A 22,755-nucleotide genomic window follows, 5' to 3' on the forward strand; every position below is an offset into this window, starting at 1 on the left:
CGTCGAGAAAACAGGAGACCACGCAATGAGCGACACGATCGCCACGCTGCCGGTCGTCGTCGAGAACGACGGCACCGCCCTGACCGAGCTGATCGACCGACGCCGGGCCGAGCTGCGCGCCACCCTCGTCGCGCACGGCGGGCTGCTGTTCCGCGGCTTCGACGTGGGCGGGGTGGACGGCTTCGACGCGGTGGTGCGGGCGTTCTCCGGCGAACCGCTGACCTACACCGAGCGGTCCTCGCCCCGGCACGCCATCAAGGGGAAGGTCTACACCTCGACCGACTACCCGCCGGACGAGGAGATCTTCCTGCACAACGAGAACTCCTACCAGGCGCGCTGGCCGCTGACGCTGTTCTTCTACTGCCTGACCGCGCCGCAGACCCTCGGCGCGACCCCGCTGGCCGACGTGCGCCGGGTGTACGCCGAGATCGACCCGGCGGTCCGCGAGGAGTTCGTCAGGCGGCGCTGGCTGCTGGTGCGCAACTTCCACGCCGACTTCGGCACCCGCTGGCAGGACGTCTTCGGTACCGACGACCGGGCGCAGGTGCAGGCGTACGCGGCGGCGAACCGGATCGAACTGGAGTGGGTGGGCAAGGACGGGCTGCGCACCCGGGCGGTGCGCGACGTGGTGCACCACCGGCCCGGTTCGGACACCCCGCGCTGGTTCAACCACGCCACCTTCTTCCACCTGAGCACCCTGCCGAAGGACTACCAGGAGGGGCTGCTGGCGATGTTCGGCCCCGAGGGGCTGCCGGCGAACACCTACTACGGCGACGGCGGCGAGATCCCCGCCGACGTGATGGACCACCTGCGGGCCGCGTACCGGGCGGCCAGCGTCCGCTTCGACTACCGGCGCGACGACGTGCTGGTGGTCGACAACATGACCGCCGCGCACGGACGGGAGCCGTTCACCGGACCCCGCAAGATCGCCGTCGCGATGGCCGAACCGCACACCCCCGACACCGCTGGAGCGAACTGATGGCCGACACCCGATTCCTGGTCGTGCGCAACGACGAGGAGCAGTACTCGATCTGGGCGGCCGACCGCGACCTGCCCGCCGGCTGGCACGACGCGGGCTTCACCGGCAGCCGCGAGGAGTGCCTGGCCCACGTCGACGAGGTCTGGACCGACATGCGCCCGCGTTCGGTACGGGAGCAGACGGCATGACCCGCGAGTGGACCTTCCCCGCCTCGTTCGCACAGGAAAGGGTCTGGATCGCCAACCAGCTCGACCCGTCCTCCCCGGTCTACAACGTGTCGGTGCCGTGCCGGCTGCCCGCCGACCTGGACGCCGAGACGGCGACCGAGGTGTTCGGTCAGGTCGTCGCCCGGCACGAGGCGCTGCGCACCCACCTGCGGGTCGACGACGGCACCCTGGTGCAGGTGGTCCGGGAGTACGAGCCGCCCCGGCTGCCCGTCGACGACCTGCGTGGGCTGCCCGATCCGGAGCGCCTGCGGCGGTCCGACGCGCTGCGCGTCGAGCTGGCCCGGACCCCGATCCCGTTGGACGCGCCGCCGCTGTGGCGGGCCCGGCTGATCCGCTTCGACGACGGGTGGACGCTGCTGCTGGTGGTGCACCACGCCGTCTTCGACAGCCACTCGGCGGTGCTGTTCGGCGCCGAGATCGCCGCGTTCGCGCGGACCGCGTCGACCGGCGTGCCGGCCGCCGTGCCGGAGCTGCCCATCCAGTACGCCGACTTCGCGGTGTGGCAACGCGACCAGCTCACCGGCGCGGAACGGGACCGGCAGCTCGCCTTCTGGACCGGTCACCTGGCCGGCGCCCCGAAGGCCACCGGCCTGCCGCTGGACCGGCCCCGCCCCGCGCAGCTCGGCTTCGCCGGTGACGAGGTGCGTTTCGACCTGCCCGACGGGCTGCTCGACCGGGTCACCCGGCTGGCCGCCGGGTCGGCGGTCACCCCGTACATGGTGCTGCTGGCCGGTTTCGCGGCGCTGTTGTCGCGGATCTCCGGCGACACCGACGTGGTGGTCGGGGTCTCCACCGCCGGCCGGGAGACCGCCGAGCTGACCCCGCTGATCGGCATGTTCGTCAACCCGGTGGCGCTGCGCTGCGACGTCGGCGGCGACCCGCGCTTCACCGACCTGCTCGGCCGGGTCCGCGACGGGCTGGTCGACGCCCTGGAGCACGGGCAGACCCCGTTCCAGGCGATCGTCGAGGCGGTCGCCCCGGAGCGGGACCCGTCGGTGCAGCCGATCTTCCAGACCGCGCTGAACTTCATCCCCGACTCGGGGCTGGACCCGGTGGAGCTGGGCACCACCAAGGACGACCTGGCCTTCGACATCACCACCGGCGAGAGCCGGCTGGTCTACCGGACCGACCTGTTCGACAGGTCCACCGCCGAGGCGGTCGTGGCCCGCTACGTCCGGCTGCTCGACGCGGCCGTGGCCGACCCGCGGCAGCCGGTCTCCGCGCTGCCGCTGCTCGCCGACGCCGAACGGGACCTGGTCCTCGGCGGGTGGGCCGGGGTGGCCGTGGCCGGACCGTCGGCCACCGTCGTCGACGAGGTGCAGCGGCAGGTGGCGGCCACCCCGGACGCCACCGCCCTGGTCTGCGAGGACGTCACGCTGACGTACGCGCAGCTCAACGCCGCCGCGAACCGGCTGGCCCGGGTGCTGGTGGGCCGGGGCGTCGGCCCGGAGACCCGGGTGGCGCTGGCTCTGCCGCGCGGCCCGGAGCTGCTGGTGGCGATCCTCGCCGTACTCAAGGCGGGGGCCGCGTACGTGCCGGTGGACACCGGCTATCCGGCGGGCCGGATCGGCTACCTGCTCACCGACGCCGCGCCGGCGCTGGTGCTGGCCGTGGCGGAGACCGCCATCCTGGTGCCGGGCGACGCGCTGCTGGTCGACGGTGCCGCCGGTCCCGCCGATGACGCCGACGGTGCGGACCTCACCGACGCCGACCGGATCGCCCCGTTGCGCCCGGAGCACCCCGGCTACGTGCTCTACACCTCCGGCTCGACCGGCCGCCCCAAGGGCGTGGTGGTGGAGCACCGGGCGATCGTCGCGTACCTGGCCTGGGCCCGGGACACCTACCCGGGGCTGTCCGGCACCGCCCTGCTGCACTCGCCTGTCTCGTTCGACCTGACGGTGACCGGGCTGCTCGGCCCGCTCACCGCCGGGGGCACCGTCCGGCTGGCCGGGATCGACTCCCCGGCGGCCCGGGTGGGTGGACGGCCGACGTTCCTCAAGGTCACCCCGAGCCACCTGCCGCTGCTGGAGGAGGCGCTGTCGCCCACCACCGACCTGGTGATCGGCGGCGAGGCGCTCACCGGGGAGCAGCTCGCCGACTGGCGGTCCGCGCACCCGGACGTGGCGGTGGTCAACGAGTACGGCCCCACCGAGGCCACCGTCGGCTGTGTCGCCGCCCGGCTCGCCCCCGGGCAGCAGGTGCCCGCCGGCCCGGTGTCGATCGGCCGGCCCACCGCCACCAGCCGGGTGTACCTGCTCGACGCCGCGTTCCAGCCGGTCCCGCCGGGGGTGGTCGGTGAGCTGTACGTCGCCGGTGACCAGCTCGCCCGGGGCTACCTGGGTCGGCCCGGCCTGACCGCCGAGCGGTTCCTGCCCTGCCCGTACGGCCCGCCGGGGCAGCGGATGTACCGCACCGGTGACCTGGCCCGGTGGCGGACCGACGGCACCCTCGACTACCTGGGTCGCCGCGACGACCAGGTGAAGGTGCGGGGGATGCGGATCGAGCTGGGCGAGATCGAGGCGGCGATGCGGGAGCACCCCGAGGTGCACCAGGCGGCGGTGGCCGTACGCACCGACTCGGGGGAGCCGACCCTGGTCGGTTACCACGTCGGCACCGCCGAGGAGGCGCACCTCGCCGCCGAGCTGGCCCGGGAGCTGCCGGCGCACCTGGTGCCGGCCGCGTTCGTCCGGCTCGACGCGTTGCCGTTGACCCCGAACGGCAAGCTGGACCGGGCCGCGCTGCCCGCACCGCCGGAGTCGGTGGCCGGCGACGGTTACGTCCCGCCCCGCACCGACGCCGAGACCCTGGTCGCCGAGGTGTACGCCGACATCCTGCAGGTGGAGAAGGTCGGCGCGCTCGACGACTTCTTCGCCCTCGGCGGCAACTCGCTGCGCGGCATGCGGGCGATGGCCCGGATCCGGGCCGAGGTGGACGTCGACCTGCCGATGCGGGCGCTGTTCGGCAGCCCCGTGGTGGCCGACCTGGCCGCCCAGATCGAGGCGCAGATCGCCGCCGAGCTGGACGACCTTTCCGAGACCGAGGTCGCCGCGTTGCTGGCGGCGGAGAAGGACACCCCCGCATGACGGACCTGAAGGATTCCCGGGAGGCCGCCCGGGCGGCGTTGATCGCCCAACGGTTGCGCCGACGGCAGGCCACCCCCGCCGCCCGCATCACGCCACGGCCCGACGACGTCGAGGTGCCGCTGTCGTACGCCCAGGAGCGGGTCTGGTTCATGGACCAGCTCGCCCCGGGCGAGGCGGCGTACCACATCGCGGTGCCGCTGCGGGTGCGTGGCCCGCTCGACGTCACGGCGCTGCGCGCCGCCCTCGCCGCGCTGACCGCCCGGCACGAGTCGCTGCGCAGCCGGTTCCCCGCCGACGCCGACGGCAAGCCGACCGTGGTGATCGCCGACGCGGTCGAGGTGCCGCTGACCGTGGTCGACGCCCCGGACGAGCGGGCCGCGCAGGAGCTGGTGGAGGCGGCCTCGCTCGCGCCGTTCGACTTGGCGGCCGGGCCGCTGCTGCGGGCGTTGCTGATCCGGCTGGCCGCCGACGACCACGTGCTGTTCCTCAGCAAGCACCACATCGTCGGTGACGGCTGGTCGGTCGACGTGCTGCTGCGTGACCTGATCACCGCCTACCGGGGCGGCGAGCTGCCCACCCTGCCGGTGCAGTACGGCGACTTCGCCGTCTGGGAGGCCCGGGAGCTTGGCGGCCCGGCGGCCCGGTCGCACCTGGACTGGTGGAAGTCCCGGCTGGCCGGGATCACCCCGCTGGAGCTGCCGCTGGACCGGCCCCGCCCGGCCACCCAGACCTACCGGGGCGACTTCGTCGAGTTCCGGCTCGACCCGGCCGAGACGGGACGCCTGACGGCGCTGACCCGGGAGTCCGGCGGCACCCTGTTCATGACGCTGCTCGCCGCCTACCAGGTCTTCCTGGCCCGGCACGCCGGTCAGGAGGACTTCGCGGTCGGCGCGTCGGTGGCCGGCCGGTCCGCCCCGGAGCTGGAGAACATCGTCGGCATGTTCATCAACATGCTGCCGTTGCGTGCCGAGCTGGCCGGTGACCCGACCTTCACCGAGCTGCTGGAACGCACCCGGCGCAGCGTGCTGGACGGCTTCGAGCACGCCGAGGTGCCGTTCGCGAAGGTGGTCCACGAACTGGGCCTGCCCCGCGACGTCAGCCGCTCGCCGGTGTTCCAGGCGATGTTCGTGCTGCAGAACTACGAGATGGGCCGGTTCACCGAGGTCTCCGACGCCACCGACGTGACGTTCGACTGGACCCCGATGGAGCTGCGGGCCACCCGGTTCGACTTCGAGCTGCACGCCGTGGAGACCGTCGACGGGCTCTGGGGCAAGCTGGTCTTCAACACCGACCTGTTCGACCGGGACACGGTGACCCGGATGGCCGACCGCTGGTGCGCCCTGCTGCGCGCGGTCGTGGCCACCCCGGACGTGGCGGTGTCGGCGCTGGACCTGCTCCCCGCCGGGGAACGGGCGCTGCTGGCGTCCTGGAACGACACCACCGCCGACTTCCCGACGGCCGAGACGCTGCACGGCCCGATCGAGGCGGCGGCGGCGGCCACCCCGGACGCGGTGGCGGTCACCATCGAGGGCGTGTCGACGACGTACGCGCAGCTCAACGCGGCGGCGAACCGGGTGGCGCACCGGCTGCGGGCGGCCGGCGTCGGCCCGGAGACCCTGGTCGGGGTCTGCGCGGAACGCTCCGTGGAGCTGGTCGCCGGCCTGCTCGGCGTGCTCAAGGCCGGCGGGGCGTACCTGCCGCTGGACCCGGAGTACCCGGCCGACCGGTTGGCCTTCATGCTGACCGACGCCGCCGCGCCGGTGGTGCTGGTGCAGGAGCAGCTGCGTGACGTGCTGCCCACCGTCGACGCGACGGTGCTGGCCCTGGACGACCCGGCGGTCTGGGCCGACCAGCCGCCTACCGACCCGACCCCGCTGGCCGGCCCGCAACACCTGGCGTACGTGATCTACACGTCGGGGTCGACGGGTCGCCCGAAGGGGGTGCCGAACACCCACCGGGGCATCGTCAACCGGCTCGACTGGATGCAGAAGACCTACCGGCTCGACGCCGACGACGCGGTGTTGCAGAAGACCCCGGCCAGCTTCGACGTGTCGGTGTGGGAGTTCTTCTGGCCGCTGCGTACCGGTGCCCGGTTGGTGCTGGCCAGGCCCGGCGGCCACAAGGACGCCGGCTACCTGCGCGACGTGCTGGTGGCCGAGCGGGTCACCACCGCCCACTTCGTGCCGTCGATGCTGACGGTGTTCCTGGCCGAGGAGGGGGTGGAGGCGGCCACCGCGCTGCGGCGGGTGATCTGCTCCGGCGAGGAGCTGCCGCTGGCCTCGGCGGTGGACTTCACCGCCCGGCTGCCGCACTGCGCACTGCACAACCTGTACGGCCCGACCGAGGCGGCGATCGACGTCAGCGCCTGGCACTGCGACCCGGCGCTGCTGGCCGGGCTGACCGGCGTGCCGATCGGTGGGCCGATCGCCAACCTGCGGCTGCACGTGCTCGACCCGGCCGGTCGGGAGTGCCCGGTAGGGGTGGCCGGTGAGCTGCACATCGGTGGGGTGGGCCTGGCCCGTGGCTACCATCTGCGGCCGGCGCTGACCGCCGAACGGTTCGTGCCGGACCCGTTCTCCGGCGAGCCGGGCGCCCGGTTGTACCGCACCGGTGACCTGGCCCGTTGGGTGCCCGACCCGGCGGGGACGACGACCGGGGCCGACCCGGCCGGGGTGATCGAGTTCCTGGGCCGGATCGACCACCAGGTCAAGCTGCGCGGCCTGCGCATCGAGCTGGGCGAGATCGAGAGCGCCCTGCGCGAGCAGCCCGGGGTGGCCGAGGCGGCGGTGATCGTCCGCGAGGACAGCCCCGGCGACAAGCGGCTCACCGCGTACCTGGTGGGCGGGGCCGAGCACGCCGCGCTGAAGACGGCGCTGAAGGAGACCCTGCCGGAGTACATGGTGCCGGCCGCGTTCGTCACCCTGGACGCGTTGCCGCTGACCCCGAACGGCAAGCTCGACCGTCGGGCGCTGCCCGCGCCGGTGGTCACCCGCGAGGCGTCGGTGGCCCTGGTGGAGCCGCGCGACGACACCGAGCGGCTGCTCGCCGGGATCTGGTCGGAGGTGCTGGGCGTGCCGACGCTCGGCATCGACGACGACTTCTTCGACCTGGGCGGGCACTCGATGCTCGCCACCCAGGTGGTGGCGAAGATCCGCCGGGCCGAGCACGGCGGCCGGGCGGTCGGCGTGATGGACCTGTTCCAGCAGCGCACCATCCGCGAGCTGGCCGCGTTCATGACCGGCGACGCCGAGGCGGCCGGTCCGCGTCGACTGCTCTACGAGCTGACCAAGCCGATCCCGGCCGGCAGGCGGGTGCTCAGCTACGTCTGCGTCCCGTACGGCGGCGGCAGCGCCATCGTCTACCAGCCGCTGGCCGACGCGCTGCCCGCCGGGCACGCGCTGTGGTCGCTGGCCATCCCCGGCCACGACGTCGGGCTGACCGAGGACGCCCTGCCGTTCGACGAGCTGACCAGCCGGGTGGCCGCCGAGATCGTGGAGCGGATCGAGGGCCCGCTGGCCCTCTACGGTCACTGCGGGGTGGGCAGCGCGATCATCGCCGAGGTCGCGCGCAAGGTGGAGGCCGCCGGGCGGGAGCTGGAGGTCGTCTACATCGGGGCGATGTTCCCGTTCGCCCGGCCGAAGGGCGCCTTCGCGGCGTTGCGTAACCGGCTGGAGCAGTTGAGCAGCAACCGGCACTACGCGAGCTGGCTCAAGAGCATGGGGGTGGACACCGACGAGCTGGAGCCGGAGCAGGCCGACCGGATCATCAGCAACATGCGGGCCGACTCCCGCGCGTCGGAGGAGTACTTCACCGGGCTGCTCGACCGGGGCGCGGCGAAGCTGCGGGCGCCGATCGTCTCGGTGGTCGGCTCCGAGGACCCGGTGACCGACTACCACACCGAGCGGTACGCGGAGTGGCAGTTCCTCAGCGACACCCTCGGCCTGGTGGTGCTTGACCAGGCCGGCCACTTCTTCCTCAAGTACCGGGCCGACGAGCTGGCCGAGATCGTCACCCAGGTGCACCCGGCCGTGCGGGCCGGGGACGTCTCGGCGCTCGGCCCGGCGGCCCGGGGCGAGGACGCCGGCTGGGTGGTCGCCGACCACCTGCGCGTCGGCGACGCCGACCGGCCGGCCCCGGCGGTGGTGAAACCGAGCATGGCCCGCTTCGTCGCGGTCACCGCCGGGCAGCTCGTCTCCACCACCGGCTCGGCGTTGACCGCGTTCGCCCTGCCGATCTGGCTGTTCACCCGGACCGGGTCGGTGGCCGACCTGGGCCTGCTGTGGGCGTTGGCGCTGATCTGCGGGGTGCTGATGCTCCCGGTGGCCGGCGCGCTCACCGACCGGGTCAGCCGGCGACGGATCATGATGATCGCGAGCTGCGTGTCCGGTTCCATCCAGCTCGTCCTCGCCGCCCTGCTCTGGACCGACAACCTCGCCCTGTGGCACATCTACGGGCTGGTGGCGCTGAGTCAGGTGGCCGGGTCGTTCCAGCGGATCGCCTTCCAGTCGGCGGTGCCGCAGCTGGTGCCGAAGCGCTACCTGGGGCACGCGATGGGTATCACCCAGCTCTCCAGCGGTTTCGCGATGCTCCTGATGCCGGTCTTCGCGGCCGGTCTGCTCGCCGCGATCGGCCTCAAGGGCATCCTGTTGATCGACGTGGCGAGCTACCTGGTGGCGGTGCTGACGCTGGCCGTGGTCCGCTTCCCCGACCTGCTCGGCTGGCGGCCCCGGGAACGGCTGCTGGTGGCGATCGCCAACGGTCTGCGCTACTCGTGGCGGCACAAGGGCTTCCGGCTGATGCTCGGCTACTTCGCGCTGGGCAACGTCTTCCTCGCCCCGGCGCTGGTGCTCACCACCCCGCTGGTGCTGTCGTTCGGCACCGCCACCCAGGTGGCGCAGGTGGCGCTGGCCGAGGCGATCGGCGCGGTGGCCGGAGGGGTGCTGATGTCGCTGTGGGGCGGGCCCCGGCAGCGGCGGATGATCGGGGTGCTGATCGGCAACCTGGGCACCGCCGTCGGCTGTGTGCTGATCGGTCTGGACGCCTCCGTGGTCATGATCGCCTTCGGGGCGTTCTGGCTGGCCATGGCGATGACCACCGCCCAGTCGATCTACGCCACGATCGTCCAGGTGAAGGTCCCGCAGCGGTTCCACGGCCGGGTGTTCAGCCTGAACCAGACGATCTCCTGGTCGACCCTGCCGATCGGCTTCGCGCTGCTCGCCCCGGGCGCGACCGCGCTGTTCGAGCCGATGCTCGCCGACGGCGGGGCACTGGCCGGTTCGGTGGGCGCGGTGATCGGCACCGGTCCGGGTCGGGGCATCGGCTTCGCGTACGTCTGCTTCGGGCTGGCCCTGGTGCTGATCACGCTCGGCGGGTTCGCGATCCGGATGCTGCGCCGGTTCGACATCGAGGTGCCCGACTCGCTCCCCGACGACCTGATCGGGGCGCAGGAGCGGCAGCGGCGGCTCGCCGAGCGGGCGAAGGCCCGCCCGGAGCCGGCGTCGGTGGCCGGCTGAGCGCTCGCGCGGGCATGGCGACACCCGTCGTGCCCGCGCGGGCGCGGGACCCCCGACCGCGGCGGGTCCCCCGGGGACGGTGCCGCCTCGGGGGCGAACGTCGCGGTCGGGCCTGGTCGTCGCCGCCCGGACCTCGGCAGCGCCGACGCCGGTCAGCGCCGACGCCGGTCAGCGCCGGTGGACCCCGGTCACCAGGACTCGACCGGGTCGACGAGGTCGGTGTCCACCGGTTCCCGGGGCTCGGCCACCCAGGCGGAGAAGACCGGCAGCCCGTGCCACGGCCCGGGTTCGCCGTCCCGGTGGTCGGTGGCCACCGCCAGCACCGCGTACGGGTGCCCGAACCGCAACTCGGCGCTGCGGCGTACGCCCTCCGGCGGGAGGCTGGTCAGGGCGAACGCCCCGGTCACGGCGGCGGCCTCGAAGCCGTACCGGCCGTAGTGCGCCACCGTCGCCTGCCGGGCCTCGACGCCCACGTCGACGCCGAGCAGCCCACCCAGCGCCCGCCCCACCGCCGCGAACCCCAGCCCGGGGGCGGTCAGGTCGTGCTCGTCGTGGGCCGACCAGCAGGGCAGCACCGCCCGGTGGCGTTCCTCCCGGCCGTCGCGGGCGGCGGTGCGCACCGGCTCCTCGCGCAGCGTGCCGAGGGGACCCGGGCCCAGCGGCAGGTCGAACAGCGACCGGCGGGCCGGTTCGCCGTCCACCGCCGCACCGGCCAGCGCGTAGCCGGCGGCGAGGACGTCGGCCGCGGGGACCGCCGGGTCGGCGAGCACCGAGAGCACCACCAGCCCGGCCCCGTCGCGCTCCACCGCCGCGGCGGCGTGCACGGCGACGTCGCCGGCCGGGCCCGTCGCCGCGATCCAGGCGCGGTGCCCGTGTTCCGGGCTGCGCAACACCCGGGACAGCCGCCCCGCCCAGCCGCCGCCCGGCCCGGCCGTCCCGTGCCCCCGGTCGGGTCCGTGCCCGTGCTCCCCGTCGGGTCCGTGCCCGTGCCCCCGGTCCGGTCCGTGCCCCGCGCCCGTCGGGTGGGCGGGTCCGTCGTCCGGCCGGGTCGCGTCGCGCGGGTCGTCGGGGCCGAGCGCCGCGCCGGGCACCAGGTCGAACGGGGTGGCCCAGGAGATCCGGGTGGCCAGCGCACTCGCCAGCGCCAGCAGCACCCGGGGGGAGACGGTCAGCGGGAACCGGTCGACCAGGCCGAGGGTGTGCTCACGGGCCCAGGCATCCAGGCCCGCCCGGTCGGGCAGCGGGCCGGTGGCGGTGCTCCGGGGCAGCCCGTCCCACCAGCCGGCCAGCCGGTCGGGGGCGGTGCCGGGCCGGTGCCAGACGGCGGTGGCCGACGGCACGAGCGGGTGCGGCCGGTCCAGCAGCGCGGTGGCCGCCGCCGCCGCGGTCTCCCCGTCGACGCCGAGCACGTCGGCCAGTTCGTCCCGGACCGCGCCGGTGGCGGCCGGTGCGGCGAGCGCCAGCAGCAGCCAGGCCCCGAGCGGGGAGGCGACGTGGTGCCGGGCGCCGAGGTCGGCGTGCAGCCGGGCGGCGTACCGGGCCAGCGGGTCGTACGGGATCGTCGTCATGCCCTCCACTGTGCCCACCGCACGGGCCGCCGGCACCCCGGTCAGGACCAGAGTTCGAACGGTTCGTCGATCCGCTCGCCGGCCAGGAACGCGGGGAGCAGCGCGGGCAGCCGACCCGGGTAGAACCGGGCGGTGCTGGTCACGATCTCCTCGACCGGCCACCAGCGGAACCCGAAGTAGTCCTCCACCTCGTAGTCGAGGCGGTCCGCCCCGTCGACGTCCGGCGCGGCGGCGTCGAGGCGTACGGTCAGCACCACCTCGTCCTGGACGTGGCGCAACCGGCGGTGGATGAAACTGGCCCGCCGTCGCCAGGTCGGCGGGCCGAGCTGCGCGGCGGTGACCACGAAGCCGGTCTCCTCGCGCAGTTCCCGCAGGGCGGTCTGCGGGTACGTCTCACCGGGGTCGACGCCCCCGCCGGGCAGCTCCCACCAGGTGCCCAGCCGGGGGTGTTCCGGGTCGCGGGTGTGGAACAGCAGGATCAGGCCGTCGGTGTCGCGGACCACCAGCCGCACGGCGGTGCGTTCGATCACCGGCAGGTCCCGGGGCAGTTCGGTCATGGGCCTCCCTCGACGGGGCACCGCCGGGGCGGTGACGGTGCGACGATGGCGATCATGGTGGAGCTCTTCGGCGAGGTGGCGGACGACTACGACGAGATCCGGCCGGGCTATCCGGTCGCCCTCGCCGACACCATCCTCGCCTATCACGGTGGACCCCCCGCCCGGCTGGTCGAGGTCGGCGCGGGCACCGGCCTGGCCACCGCGCTGCTGCGTGACCTCGCCCACCCCGACGGGCCGGCCCACCCGCGCCCGGCGGCGGTCGGGGCCGCCCCGGCGCGGGTGACCTGCGTCGAGCCGGACGCGCGGATGGCGGCGGTGCTGGCCGCCCGGTTCCCCGACGTCGAGGTGGTCCTCGCCCGGTTCGAGCAGTGGTCGCCACCGCCGGCCGGGGTGCCCCTGCTGGCCTGCGCGTTGGCCTGGCACTGGCTCGACCCGGCCACCCGCAACCGGCGGGCCCACGACGCGCTGACCCCCGGCGGCACCCTGGCCGTCTTCGCCCACCGGTACGACTACGTCGACCCGGCCCAGTCGGCGGCGATCCGGGCGGCGTTCGAGTCGGTCGACCCGGTGCCGCACCACGACCAGCCGGAGGACTGGTTCCACACCGACGTCACCGGCAGCGGGCTGTTCACCGACGTCCGGTCGTCGGCGTTCCGCCGGCCGGTGCCGCTGACCACGGCGCGGTACCAGCGACTCGTCGGCACCTTCTCGCCGCAGTTGCGCCGCCCACCGCAGCAGCGGGAGCGGGTCCTCGCGGCGATCGGGGCCGCCGTCGACGGCTTCGGCGGCACCGTCACCCTCGACCTGCGGACCACCCTGGTGCTGGCCCGACGGCCGGCCTGACGAAAATTCACCGGACGGTCGTGTCGATCCGGCCCGGTCCCCGTTCGACCAGAGGGTGAGCGGGTCGAACGGCGACCCGACGACGAGGAGCGACGATGGCCAAGTACATGCTGATCATGCGGAACACGGACGAGTCCCTGGCGACGATGATGAAGATCCCGCTTGAGGAGATGCTGGAGACGATGGGGCGGTTCAACGACGAGTTGATCCGCGCGGGCGTGCTGGTGGCCGCCGAGGGCCTGGAGGACCCGGCGCAGGGCGTGGTGGTCGACTACAGCGGGGAGACCCCGGTCGTCACCGACGGCCCGTACGGCGAGACGAAGGAGCTGTTCGGCGGCTTCTACCTGCTCGACGTGGCGTCGAAGGAGGAGGCCGTCGAGTGGGCCCGGCGGATGCCGGCGCTGCCCGGCAGCAGGTGCGAGGTGCGCCGGGTCCCCGGCATCGACGAGTTCCCGCAGGACAACGAGTTCATCGTCAGGGAGCGGGAGTGGCGCGAGCGGACCGGCCAGCTCTGAGCACGGTGCCCACCGACGACCCGCCGGACGCCGAGTCGGCCCGGCGGGCCGTCGAGGCGCTCTGGCGCATCGAGTCGGCCCGGATCGTCGGCGCGCTGGCCCGGTACACCGGCGACTTCGCGCTCGCCGAGGACGTCGCCCAGGAGGCGGTGGCGCAGGCCCTGGTCGGCTGGGCGCGCGACGGGGTGCCGGCGAACCCGGTGGGCTGGCTGCTCACCACCGCCCGGCGGCGGGCGGTCGACGCGTTCCGCCGCCGGGCCGCGCTCGACGACCGCTACGCGGTGCTCGCCGGCCGGCTCGCCGAGCCGGCCGGCGGGTCCGGAGACGCGGACCTGCCCTGGGACCCGGACCGGGTCGACGACGACGTGCTGGCGTTGATGTTCGTGGCCTGTCATCCGGTGCTCCCGCCGCCGGCCCGGCTGGCGTTGACGCTGCGGGTGGTCGGCGGCCTGTCCAGCGAGGAGATCGCGCGGGCGCTGCTGGTGCCGGTGCCCGCCGTGCAGGCACGGATCACCCGGGCCAAGAAGACGATCGCCGCCGCGGGGGTGCCGTTCGCCCTGCCGGAGCCACCGCAGCGGCGGGAACGTCTCGGTGCGGTGCTGGGCGTGCTCTATGTGATCTTCACCGAGGGGTCGACGGCGACGGCCGGCACCGACCTGCTCCGCCCCGACCTGGCGTACGAGGCGATCCGGTTGGCCCGGACGCTGGCCGCGCTGCTGCCCGCCGAGCCGGAGGTGCACGGCCTGCTCGCCCTGTGTGAGCTGACCGCCGCGCGCTTCCCGGCCCGGGTCGACGCCGACGGCGAGGCGGTACTGCTGGCGGACCAGGACCGGCGGCGGTGGGACCGGTCGGCGATCCGCCGGGGGATGGCGGCGCTGCGCCGGGCCGTGGCGGCGGGGCGCGGCCTCGGGCCGTACGGGTTGCAGGCGGCGATCGCCGCCTGCCACGCCGGTGCCCCGTCGGTGGCCCAGACCGACTGGTCCCGGGTGGTGCTGCTCTACGAGGCGCTCGGCCGGGTGGCGCCGTCGCCGGTCGTCGAGCTGAACCGGGCCGTGGCCGTGGCGATGGCCGACGGGCCGCAGCCGGCGCTGGCCGTGGTGGACGAGGTCGCCGCCACCGGCCGCCTCGCCGGGTCGCACCTGCTGCCGAGCGTCCGGGGTGAGCTGCTCGCCCGGCTCGGCCGGACCGTCGAGGCGCGCGCCGAGTTGGAGTTCGCCGCCAGGCTGTGCCGCAACGTGCGGGAACGGGCGGTGCTGCTGCGCCGGGCCGGCGACCTCGACGGGTGAGCCGGCCCGGCTGGCGGTAGGCTGCCCGCCGTGGCAGGTCTGTTGAGGAACGTGGCGTCCCGGCTCGGCCGGGTGACCGGCGCGCAGCGCGCCACCCCCGGTCCGATCCCGGCGCAGGTGGCCCGGCGGCGTCAGGTCAGCGCCCTGCAACGGCGGGAGCTGTCGTACGCCCCGGAGCCGGACGGTCAGGCCGACCCGGGCGAGATCGTCTGGACCTGGGTGCCCTACGAGGACGACCCGAAGCAGGGCAAGGACCGTCCGGTGCTGGTGGTCGGCCGGGCCAGCCGCACCCTGTTCGGGTTGATGCTGTCCAGCCAGAGCGAGCGGGACGGCCAGCGGCACTGGCTGGCGCTGGGCCCGGGTGAGTGGGACCGCGAGGCCCGCCCGAGCTGGGTACGGCTGGACCGGGTGCTCACCATGCGTGAGGACGGCATCCGCCGGGAGGGCGCGGTGCTGGACCGGGGGCGCTTCGACCGGGTCGGGCAGGCGCTGCGTTCCGGGTACGGCTGGCGCTGACCCACCGCCACCGTCGTCGCCGCGTGGGGTCGCCCCGGCCGGGGCGGCGGCTCAGCACTCGGCGAGGCGGGCGGCGTCGAGCAGTTGCCGGGGTGACTGCCGGCTGGTGACGCCCTTCGCCCGGTACATCGCGGCGTCGGCCCGGCAGAGCGCATCGGCGAGCTGGGTGGGGCCGGTGACCGGGGCGAGCCCGACCGAGGCGGTGACCCGGACGCTGCACGCGCCCAGCGGGATGGGGGCGGCCATCGCCTCGCAGAGCCGCCGGGTGGCGTGGTCGATCCAGCGTCGGTCGACCGAGGGGCTGGCCAGCAGGCCGGCGAACTCGTCGCCGCCGAGCCGGGCGACCAGGTTGTCGCCGGCGAAGGCGGCCAGCCGCTGGGCGACGCTGATCAGCACCTGGTCGCCGGCCGCGTGCCCGTAGCGGTCGTTGACCTGCTTGAAGTCGTTGAGGTCGAGGACCACCGCGATGAGGGGCTGCCCGCCGGCGTCGGTGAGCAGCGTGGCGGCCAGCCGGTAGAAGGCCCGTCGGTTGGGCAGCCCGGTGAGCGGGTCGTGGCTGGCGGCGTGCCGTTCCGCGGCCAGTTCGGCCTGCAGCTGCTCCAGTTCCGCCTCGGCCTGCAGGGCCCGGCGGCGTAGCTGCCACACCGAGACCAGGGCTCCGGCCGCGGAAACGCCGGACGCGACGGTCAACGGATCCGGCACGGGTCCTCCCTCGCAGTGTCGGCGCACGGCCCGTGCGGCGGCGCCGTCGTGCCCCGCCGGGTCGTCGTTTGCCCAGGTGAAGCCCTGAGCCTGGTAACCCAAAGTGAACGGATAAGTACCGGCCACGTGCGTTATCATGCTCGCTGTCCGAAGCAGATGCAATAGCAGATGCACGTGCAGCACGGCCGGATTCGATGTCGCACCGCTCCTTCGACACCGCAACGTCCTCTCGCGACAGTGGTTCCGCACCCCGACAGAAAGACATCCATGCAGCAGCCTGAGAACGGCGTCCCCACCACCCAGTTGCCCCCGCTGAGGTGGGAGAAGAGCCGCCGCAGCAACCCCAGCGGCAACTGCGTCGAGTTGGCCGAACTGCCCGGTGGGGCCGGCATCGCCGTGCGCAACTCGCGCCATCCCGAGGGGCCCGCCCTGATCTACACGGTGGACGAGATAACGGCCTTCGTCCTCGGTGCCCGCGACGGCGACTTCGACCATCTGATCGGCTGACGCCCGACGGTCCCGCCCACGGGACCGTATCCGTCCGGAGGATGTTCACCTCACCGTCGGTTCATGGCATGCTTACTCGTCGGTCGGGCGGGGGCCAGGGACCGTGATCGGGTACAGGGGCATGCGTGGAGGGGCGGGGCACGTGACGATGGTTGCCGCCGAGGGGGGACCGGCCACCGGCCCCACGGTGTTGCGGATGCTGCTCGGCGCGCAGTTGCGTCGGCTGCGGGAGGCCAAGGGTGTCACGCGGGAGGGCGCAGGCTGGGAGATCCGCTCCTCGGAGTCGAAGATCAGCCGGATGGAGCTGGGCCGGGTCGGCTTCAAGGAGCGCGACGTCGCCGACCTGCTCACCCTCTACGGGGTGACCGACGTGCAGGAACGCGAGGCGCTGCTCAAGCTGGCCCGCGACGCCAACAGCCCCGGCTGGTGGCACCGCTACGGCGACGTGCTGCCCGGCTGGTTCCAGTCCTACCTGGGCCTGGAGGCCGCCGCCGCGCTGATCCGCAGCTACGAGGTGCAGTTCGTGCCCGGCCTGCTCCAGACCCCGGAGTACGCCCGGTCGGTGGTCCTGCTCGGACACCGGGGCGCCGCCGTCGAGGAGGTCGACCGGCGGGTGGAGCTGCGCATCCAGCGCCAGCAGGTGCTGGACCGGGCCGACCCGCCGCAGTTGTGGGCGGTGATCGACGAGGCCGCCCTGCGCCGGCCGATCGGCGGCCCGCAGGTGATGCACGGGCAGTTGACCGCGCTGATCGAGGCGACCCGCTCGTCGCACGTCCGACTGCAGATCATCCCGTTCGACGCCGGTGGCCACGCCGCCGCCGGCGGGGCCTTCACCATCCTGCGCTTCGGCGACGACGACCTGCCCGACATCGTCTACATCGAGCAGTTGACCAGCGCCCTCTCTCGACAAGCGGGAGGACCTGGACTACTACGCCGCCGCGATGGAGCGGCTCTGCGTCGAGGCCACCCCGCCGGAGCAGACCCCCGAGGTGCTCACCCGACTGCGTGACGAGCTGTACCCGCAGTGACGGCCGCACCGGGTCGTCGGCTCCACCAGGGCGGCCACTACGATGATCGACCGGAGACAGTGGACGGACGCCATCGACGACCGGATGGCGCGGAGTCATGGAGGACCCTGTGACCGCCGATGCCCCGACGGGCGCCGCCCCGCACCCCAGCGACCGGATCGACACCTCGGTCGCCCACCCGGCCCGCCGCTACAACTACTGGCTGGGTGGCAAGGACAACTTCCAGGCCGACCGGGACTCCGGCGACGCGATGGCGGCGGCCTTCCCGACCGTGCGTACCGCCGCCCTGGAGAACCGCCGGTTCCTGCGACGCGCGGTCGCCTACCTGGCCGGCGAGGCCGGCGTACGGCAGTTCCTGGACATCGGCACCGGCATCCCCACGGCCGACAACACCCACGACGTGGCCCAGGCGATCACCCCGCAGGCCCGGGTGGTCTACGTCGACAACGACCCGATCGTGCTGGCCCACGCCCGGGCGCTGCTGACCAGCTCGGCCCAGGGCGCCACCGCCTACATCGACGCCGACCTGCGTGAACCCGAGAAGATCCTGTACCACCCGGAACTGCGCCGCACCCTCGACCTGGACCAGCCGGTCGCCCTGATGCTGGTGGCCATCCTGCACTTCGTGACGGAGACCGAGGACCCGTACGGGGTGGTCGGCCGGTTGCTCGCGGCGCTGCCGCCGGGTAGCTACCTGGCCGCGTCACACGCCACCTACGACTACCTGCCGCCCGCCGTGGCCGAGGAGGCCCGGGCGGGCAACCGCAACGGCACCCCACCGGGGATGATCAACCTGCGCAGCCGGGACGAGTTCGCCCGCTTCTTCGACGGCCTCGACCTCGTCGACCCCGGCGTCGTCTCGGTGGCGCAGTGGCGGGCCGAGGCCGAACCGCAGCCCCGGCCCACGGTCGACGAGGTCAGCGTGTACGGCGCGGTCGGCCGCAAGCCCTGAGGCGGAGCCCGGCCGTCCGTGCGCGGCCGGGCACCCGTGCGTGCGCTCAGGCCGGCTCGACCCGGTCCCCGACGGCCACCCGGCCGCCCCGCACCACCACCGCGTACGCCCCGACGCAGGGCTGCGGCCCCAGGCCCGGCAGCGGGACCACCCGGTTGCGTCGCGCCGGCCGGCGCAACGCCTGCGGGGCACGGGGGAGCGGGCCGTGGGCCAGGGTGGGCACCGCACAGCGGGGGGTCGGCGCGAGCACCCGCAGCAGCACCTCCGCGCCGATCCGCAGTTCCCGACCCACCCAGTCGTTCTCCACGAAACCCCGGGCGTCGGTCGCGACGACCAGATTGGGCCGGTAGCGCGGCACCGCGTCCCGGGGCAGGTCGAGCGCGTCCAGGCTGGCCGTGGTGACCAGGTGCACCGGCGCGAAGTCGACCAGGCTGCCCGGCGGGGCGACGCCACCGAGCGGGTTGCCGGTCACCGGCACGTCCGCGTCGATCCCGTCGGCCAGCACCGCGTCCGGGTCGGCCCGGTCCAGCAGGGCGTCGGCGGGCACCGCGTCGGTCAGCGTGACGTCCCGGCCGAGCAGCCGGGACAGTGCGGCGTCCAGGCCGGCGTCGGGATGGTCGAGGACGGTGCCGTCGGGGAGGGTGAGGCGTACCCGGTCGGGGGCGTCGCCGGTGGCGCGGACGCCGAGCAGGGCCGCCCACCGTCGGGGCCGCTTCGCGCTGCCCACCCGACCGGTGTCGTGGTCGAGCACGGCGAGCCGGCGGTCCCCGGCCACGCCCCGACCGTCCACCGTGGCGTGCTGCAGCGCCTCGCCCAGCATCGACTTGACCGGATACCGCCACAGTTCGGTCAGTCGTCCGGGCACCGGCCCAGCGTACCGGTGGCTGTCGCCGCTGCGCGTGGTCGATTCGTCGTCCGGCTCGTAACTTTGTCGGATGATCCCACGCTCCCTGGTGTTCAGCCCCCGTACGGTCGTCTCCGCCGAGCCTCCCTCGGACGGGCCGGTGGGGTTCGTCACCGGTCTGGTGGAGCGGCTCGGCGGGCCCGGCGCGGGGCTGGCGGTGGCGCTGGAGAACCTCTTCCCGCCGATCCCCAGCGAGGTGATCCTGCCGCTGGCCGGCTTCGCCGCCGCCCAGGGGCGGATCAGCCTGGTCTCGGCGATCCTCTGGACGACCCTCGGGTCCGTGGTCGGCGCGTGGGTGCTCTACGGCATCGGCGCGGCGCTGGGGCGGGACCGGATGCGGGCGATCGCGGCCCGTCTGCCGCTGGTGAAGCTGAGCGACGTGGACCGTACCGAGGCGTGGTTCCTCAAGCACGGCGTCAAGGCGGTGTTCTTCGGCCGGATGATCCCCATCTTCCGCAGCCTGATCTCCATCCCGGCGGGGGTGGAGCGGATGCCGATCATGACGTTCCTGCTCTACACCACGCTGGGCAGCCTGATCTGGAACACCACCTTCGTGATGGCGGGGTTCCTGCTCGGCGACAACTGGCACGTCGTCGAGGAGTACGTCGGGTCGTTCCAGAAGGTCGTCATCGTGGTCTGCGTCGCCGCCGCCGGCTGGTTCGTGCTGAGCCGGGTCCGCCGGGCGCGTGCCGCCCGCGCCGCCGCCCCGGCCACCGACGCCTGGTCCGCCGACGCCCGCCCGGCCGCCGACGCCGCACCCGCAGGTGACGTCGCGCGGCAGCCGGACGTCGCCGACGGCACGCCCTACCGGGGGACCGTCTACCGGGGCGGACTCTGGGGACGCGACACCGACTGACCCGTCGCGGCGGCCGGGTGGCGGGCCGGGCACACCGACCTGGCGAACGGCCCTGCGCCGAACACCCGGGACCGGCCGGCCGTCCCCGCCCGACGGTGCCCCGGGGCCGGCGCGCGGTCCCGGGCCGGCCGGAATGATCCGTTGCGGCGGCCGGACCGTACTGCTGTGCGGGGACCGGGACAGGGGAGGCACGATGGCGGAGCCGGGGCAGGAGCACCGTCCGACGACGGAGGAACGGCGACCGGTCTTCGAGCCGGTGATCGAGGTGACCGGGGAACCGGTCGAGGCGGCGGGGGAACCGGCGTACCGCTCACCCTGGCCCCGCGGCGCGCGGCTGCTGGCCGCCGCCGCGGTGCTGGTGGTCGCGCTCGGTGCGGTCGCGGTGGTGGTGACCATGGCGAACCCCGAGCGGCTGGGGATCGTCTCCTCCGGCGACCGCGCCGCGCCCCCGGCGCGGGCGACCGCCGATCCCGGCGGCGCGGGTGCCGCCGAGGCCGCCGAGCGGACCCTGACCGCGCCTGTCGACGGGCTGCGCCGGGCCACCTTCGAGCTGCTGGACGGGGTGACCTCGTTCCGACTGCGCACCGCCGACCTCGGCGCCGACCTGTACCGGATCAGCAGCCCGGCCGACGCCGGACTCACCCCCCGGCCCCAGGTCGCAGGCGACCGGGTTCAGCTGCGGGTGACCCGCCGGGACCGGCCCGGCCGGGGCGTCGTCGACGTGACGCTCAACGCGCGGCTGACCTGGCGGCTGCGGCTGGTCGGCGGGGTCAGCGACCACGTTCTCGACCTCACCGGCGCGCGGGTGTCCGGGGTGGAGCTGATCGGCGGCGCGGCCCGGATCGACCTGCGGCTGCCGCCGACCACCGGCACCCGCACGGTCCGGATGACCGGCGGGGTCAACCAGTTCGTCGTCCACGCGCCCGGCGGACCCCCGGTCCGGGTCCGCGCCACCTCCGGCGCGGGCAGCGTCGTCTGGTACGGCGACCGGCGCGACGGGTTGGCCCGGGGGGCGACGGTCGGCTCGCCGAACTGGGACCGGTCACCCGACCGGCTCTACCTCGACCTGGTCGCCGGGGCGAACACCGTCACCGTCGTCGAGGACTGAACCGTCCGGGGCCGGACCGGTGGCGGGCCGGCCGGCATAGAGTCGGGTGGTGGACCGTACCGAATCGTTGCCGGCGCAGACCCGACCACCCGGCGTCGCCGCCGAGGACCCGGGCAGTGTGCTGCTGCCCGGCCACGACGTGCCACTGGGCCGGTACACCACCGTGCGCCGGCTGCTGCCGCAGCGGGCCCGCCGGATGGTCGGGGCGTGGTGCTTCGTCGACCACTTCGGCCCGGACGACGTGGCGCGGCGTCCCGGCATGGAGGTGCCCCCTCACCCGCACACCGGCCTGCAGACGGTGACCTGGCTGCTCGACGGCGAGATCGTGCACCGGGACAGCCTCGGCAACGTCCAGCCGATCCGCCCCGGCCAGCTCAACGTGATGACCTCCGGGCACGGCATCGCCCACTCCGAGCGGTCCCCGGCCAACCATCCACCGCTGATGCACGGTGTGCAGCTGTGGGTGGCGCTGCCCGACCCGGCGCGCGCCGGTGCCGCCGGCTTCGCCCACCACGCCGACCTGCCCCGCTGGCGCTCCGGCGACTGGGAGCACACCCTGCTCGTCGGGGAGCTGGCGGGCGAGGCGTCCCCGGCGGTGGTGCACACCCCCCTGCTCGGCGTGCAACTGGCGGCGCACGGCCCCGCCCCGGCGACGGCGCGACTGCGACCCCGCTTCGAGTACGCCCTACTGGCGATGTCCGGTCGGGCCCGGGTGGACGGTGTGTCGCTGGAGCCCGGCGCGCTGCTCTACCTCGGCACCGGGCGGGACGGATTGGAGCTGACCGCCGAGCCGGGCAGCCGGCTGATGCTGCTCGGCGGCGAGCCGTTCGACGAGCCCCTGGTCATGTGGTGGAACTTCGTCGGCCGCTCGCACGAGGAGGTGGCCGCCGCCCGGGCGGACTGGATGGCCGGCCGGGACCGGTTCGGGCGGGTCACCGACGACCCGGCCCCGCCGCTGCCCGCCCCGGAACTGCCGACCGTCCGGTTGAAGGCCCGCGACCGCCGGGGTGACCTGCACGGGTGACCCGGCTCGTGGTGTGCTCGCCCACAGTCTCGCCAAAATCAGCCGTACGGGTGATGGCGTGACCTATGCTGATCGTGGCAGCGATGCCCACCCGGTTCGGGTGGCCACCCGGCGGTTCGCCGGTGAACAGGCACGCGTGCGCCCCAGGTCGCGGTTCGTGACCCGGGGCGCCCGCCTGTCCGGGGTCAGATGCTCCGCAGGTGCTGGGCGACCCGCTGGTGCTGCTTCTCCCTCGCCTGCTGTGCCCGCCGGGCGGGGTCGATCTCCGGGGCGGGGTCGATCCGGGCCGAGCGGGCCACCTCCGCGTCGTTGGCGTAGTCCACCGGCGGCAGCGCCCGCAACGCCCGCAGCACGTCCGGCGGTGCGCCCTCCCGTTCGGCCTGGCGCACCACGGCGTCCTTCGCCGCCGGGTAGTCCAGGCTGGACAGGTACCGCAGGACTTCGGTCCGACTGGCCATCGGTGGGCCTCCTCGCCGCCTCGATCCGGTCACGATCGGCGGCGGTTACCCGTCCGGCGGCCGGTCACGCGCAGCCGGCGGGGGAAAGCGGGGCGGGTGGCGTCGTTTCCGGCGCGGCCCGGCGGGTAA

General features: G+C 74.5%; 18 protein-coding genes and 1 pseudogene. 14 read left to right on the forward strand and 5 right to left on the reverse strand.

Translation table 11 applies throughout. The features are described from left to right. Positions 1-25 precede the first annotated feature (25 nt). The 4 genes from ACN261_RS22605 to ACN261_RS22620 are packed head-to-tail and all read left to right on the forward strand — an operon-like array spanning position 26 to position 9,802. Complete coding sequence (locus ACN261_RS22605; RefSeq protein WP_420118879.1) at positions 26-979, forward strand: TauD/TfdA family dioxygenase; 954 nt, start codon at positions 26-28, stop codon at positions 977-979. Continuing rightward, the gene (locus ACN261_RS22610; RefSeq protein ID WP_088646413.1) at positions 979-1,167 is read left to right on the forward strand and encodes an MbtH family protein; all 189 of its coding nucleotides are present in this window, start codon (positions 979-981) and stop codon (positions 1,165-1,167) included. Before ACN261_RS22605 ends, ACN261_RS22610 begins: the two co-directional genes overlap by 1 nt. Then, a complete protein-coding gene (locus tag ACN261_RS22615) occupies positions 1,164-4,289 on the forward strand; it encodes a non-ribosomal peptide synthetase (protein ID WP_425852014.1) in 3,126 nt (1,041 codons plus the stop codon). Before ACN261_RS22610 ends, ACN261_RS22615 begins: the two co-directional genes overlap by 4 nt. Then, the gene (locus tag ACN261_RS22620; protein WP_425852016.1) at positions 4,286-9,802 is read left to right on the forward strand and encodes an amino acid adenylation domain-containing protein; all 5,517 of its coding nucleotides are present in this window, start codon (positions 4,286-4,288) and stop codon (positions 9,800-9,802) included. The genes ACN261_RS22615 and ACN261_RS22620 overlap by 4 nt, the downstream gene beginning before the upstream one ends. A 188-nt stretch (positions 9,803-9,990) precedes the next feature. Here ACN261_RS22620 and ACN261_RS22625 read toward each other — a convergent pair whose 3' ends face one another. Both ACN261_RS22625 and ACN261_RS22630 read right to left on the reverse strand, forming a co-directional pair. Continuing rightward, a complete protein-coding gene (locus ACN261_RS22625) occupies positions 9,991-11,370 on the reverse strand; it encodes a hypothetical protein (RefSeq protein WP_425852018.1) in 1,380 nt (459 codons plus the stop codon). A 41-nt stretch (positions 11,371-11,411) separates the two neighbouring features. Continuing rightward, the gene (locus ACN261_RS22630; RefSeq protein ID WP_421481666.1) at positions 11,412-11,927 is read right to left on the reverse strand and encodes an NUDIX hydrolase; all 516 of its coding nucleotides are present in this window, start codon (positions 11,925-11,927) and stop codon (positions 11,412-11,414) included. A gap of 45 nt (positions 11,928-11,972) precedes the next feature. Between ACN261_RS22630 and ACN261_RS22635 the strand changes: the two genes are divergently transcribed. From ACN261_RS22635 to ACN261_RS22650, 4 genes are all read left to right on the forward strand, one after another. Next, entirely contained in the window at positions 11,973-12,770 is a 798-nt protein-coding gene (locus ACN261_RS22635) for a class I SAM-dependent methyltransferase (protein ID WP_425852020.1), read from the forward strand. 95 nt (positions 12,771-12,865) lie between these two features. Beyond that, positions 12,866-13,285, forward strand: a complete 420-nt coding sequence (locus ACN261_RS22640; protein WP_204924603.1) for a YciI family protein — start codon at positions 12,866-12,868, stop codon at positions 13,283-13,285. Then, positions 13,258-14,571 carry an RNA polymerase sigma factor gene (locus tag ACN261_RS22645; RefSeq protein ID WP_425852022.1) on the forward strand — a complete coding sequence of 438 codons (1,314 nt, stop codon included), beginning with the start codon at positions 13,258-13,260 and terminating at the stop codon, positions 14,569-14,571. Before ACN261_RS22640 ends, ACN261_RS22645 begins: the two co-directional genes overlap by 28 nt. Positions 14,572-14,601: 30 nt before the next feature. Beyond that, positions 14,602-15,087 carry a type II toxin-antitoxin system PemK/MazF family toxin gene (locus tag ACN261_RS22650; RefSeq protein WP_421481668.1) on the forward strand — a complete coding sequence of 162 codons (486 nt, stop codon included), beginning with the start codon at positions 14,602-14,604 and terminating at the stop codon, positions 15,085-15,087. A gap of 51 nt (positions 15,088-15,138) precedes the next feature. Here the strand turns inward: ACN261_RS22650 and ACN261_RS22655 are convergent, their stop codons facing one another. Further along, positions 15,139-15,789, reverse strand: a complete 651-nt coding sequence (locus ACN261_RS22655; protein WP_204924602.1) for a GGDEF domain-containing protein — start codon at positions 15,787-15,789, stop codon at positions 15,139-15,141. A gap of 267 nt (positions 15,790-16,056) precedes the next feature. Between ACN261_RS22655 and ACN261_RS22660 the strand changes: the two genes are divergently transcribed. From ACN261_RS22660 to ACN261_RS22670, 3 genes and pseudogenes are all read left to right on the forward strand, one after another. Beyond that, positions 16,057-16,296: a DUF397 domain-containing protein gene (locus tag ACN261_RS22660; RefSeq protein WP_088645293.1), complete on the forward strand. Its 240-nt coding sequence runs from the start codon at positions 16,057-16,059 to the stop codon at positions 16,294-16,296. A gap of 148 nt (positions 16,297-16,444) precedes the next feature. Next, positions 16,445-17,324 (forward strand): annotated as a pseudogene (locus tag ACN261_RS22665) (helix-turn-helix domain-containing protein). 97 nt (positions 17,325-17,421) lie between these two features. Continuing rightward, positions 17,422-18,276: an SAM-dependent methyltransferase gene (locus ACN261_RS22670; RefSeq protein WP_421481669.1), complete on the forward strand. Its 855-nt coding sequence runs from the start codon at positions 17,422-17,424 to the stop codon at positions 18,274-18,276. A gap of 46 nt (positions 18,277-18,322) precedes the next feature. On the opposite strand, the gene ACN261_RS22675 is transcribed toward ACN261_RS22670, so the two are convergent. Beyond that, complete coding sequence (locus tag ACN261_RS22675) at positions 18,323-19,141, reverse strand: MOSC domain-containing protein (RefSeq protein ID WP_421481670.1); 819 nt, start codon at positions 19,139-19,141, stop codon at positions 18,323-18,325. A gap of 70 nt (positions 19,142-19,211) precedes the next feature. Between ACN261_RS22675 and ACN261_RS22680 the strand changes: the two genes are divergently transcribed. The 3 genes from ACN261_RS22680 (at position 19,212) to ACN261_RS22690 (ending at position 22,168) form a co-directional block, all read left to right on the forward strand. Next, complete coding sequence (locus tag ACN261_RS22680) at positions 19,212-20,036, forward strand: DedA family protein (protein ID WP_425852025.1); 825 nt, start codon at positions 19,212-19,214, stop codon at positions 20,034-20,036. Between the two features lie 193 nt (positions 20,037-20,229). Beyond that, positions 20,230-21,144, forward strand: coding sequence for a hypothetical protein (locus ACN261_RS22685; protein ID WP_421481672.1), 915 nt, complete (start codon positions 20,230-20,232; stop codon positions 21,142-21,144). Positions 21,145-21,193: 49 nt separating this feature from the next. After that, entirely contained in the window at positions 21,194-22,168 is a 975-nt protein-coding gene (locus ACN261_RS22690; RefSeq protein ID WP_421481673.1) for a pirin family protein, read from the forward strand. Between the two features lie 185 nt (positions 22,169-22,353). On the opposite strand, the gene ACN261_RS22695 is transcribed toward ACN261_RS22690, so the two are convergent. After that, complete coding sequence (locus tag ACN261_RS22695) at positions 22,354-22,626, reverse strand: DUF2795 domain-containing protein (RefSeq protein ID WP_421481674.1); 273 nt, start codon at positions 22,624-22,626, stop codon at positions 22,354-22,356. Positions 22,627-22,755: the final 129 nt, after the last annotated feature.

The sequence above is a fragment of the Micromonospora sp. WMMD723 genome (genome assembly GCF_049863385.1).
Taxonomy (GTDB): Bacteria; Actinomycetota; Actinomycetes; order Mycobacteriales; family Micromonosporaceae; genus Micromonospora; species Micromonospora wenchangensis.

Excerpts from the sequence above, each read along its gene's own strand:
- ACN261_RS22635 (WP_425852020.1), top strand. The coding sequence starts at position 11,973 with ATGGCGATCATGGTGGAGCTCTTCGGCGAGGTGGCGGACGACTACGAC.
- ACN261_RS22605 (WP_420118879.1), top strand. The coding sequence starts at position 26 with ATGAGCGACACGATCGCCACGCTGCCGGTCGTCGTCGAGAACGACGGC.
- ACN261_RS22620 (WP_425852016.1), top strand. The coding sequence starts at position 4,286 with ATGACGGACCTGAAGGATTCCCGGGAGGCCGCCCGGGCGGCGTTGATC.
- ACN261_RS22615 (WP_425852014.1), top strand. The coding sequence starts at position 1,164 with ATGACCCGCGAGTGGACCTTCCCCGCCTCGTTCGCACAGGAAAGGGTC.
- ACN261_RS22610 (WP_088646413.1), top strand. The coding sequence starts at position 979 with ATGGCCGACACCCGATTCCTGGTCGTGCGCAACGACGAGGAGCAGTAC.
- ACN261_RS22640 (WP_204924603.1), top strand. The coding sequence starts at position 12,866 with ATGGCCAAGTACATGCTGATCATGCGGAACACGGACGAGTCCCTGGCG.
- ACN261_RS22625 (WP_425852018.1), bottom strand. The coding sequence starts at position 11,370 with ATGACGACGATCCCGTACGACCCGCTGGCCCGGTACGCCGCCCGGCTG.
- ACN261_RS22680 (WP_425852025.1), top strand. The coding sequence starts at position 19,212 with ATGATCCCACGCTCCCTGGTGTTCAGCCCCCGTACGGTCGTCTCCGCC.
- ACN261_RS22660 (WP_088645293.1), top strand. The coding sequence starts at position 16,057 with ATGCAGCAGCCTGAGAACGGCGTCCCCACCACCCAGTTGCCCCCGCTG.
- ACN261_RS22695 (WP_421481674.1), bottom strand. The coding sequence starts at position 22,626 with ATGGCCAGTCGGACCGAAGTCCTGCGGTACCTGTCCAGCCTGGACTAC.
- ACN261_RS22670 (WP_421481669.1), top strand. The coding sequence starts at position 17,422 with ATGGAGGACCCTGTGACCGCCGATGCCCCGACGGGCGCCGCCCCGCAC.
- ACN261_RS22685 (WP_421481672.1), top strand. The coding sequence starts at position 20,230 with ATGGCGGAGCCGGGGCAGGAGCACCGTCCGACGACGGAGGAACGGCGA.
- ACN261_RS22630 (WP_421481666.1), bottom strand. The coding sequence starts at position 11,927 with ATGACCGAACTGCCCCGGGACCTGCCGGTGATCGAACGCACCGCCGTG.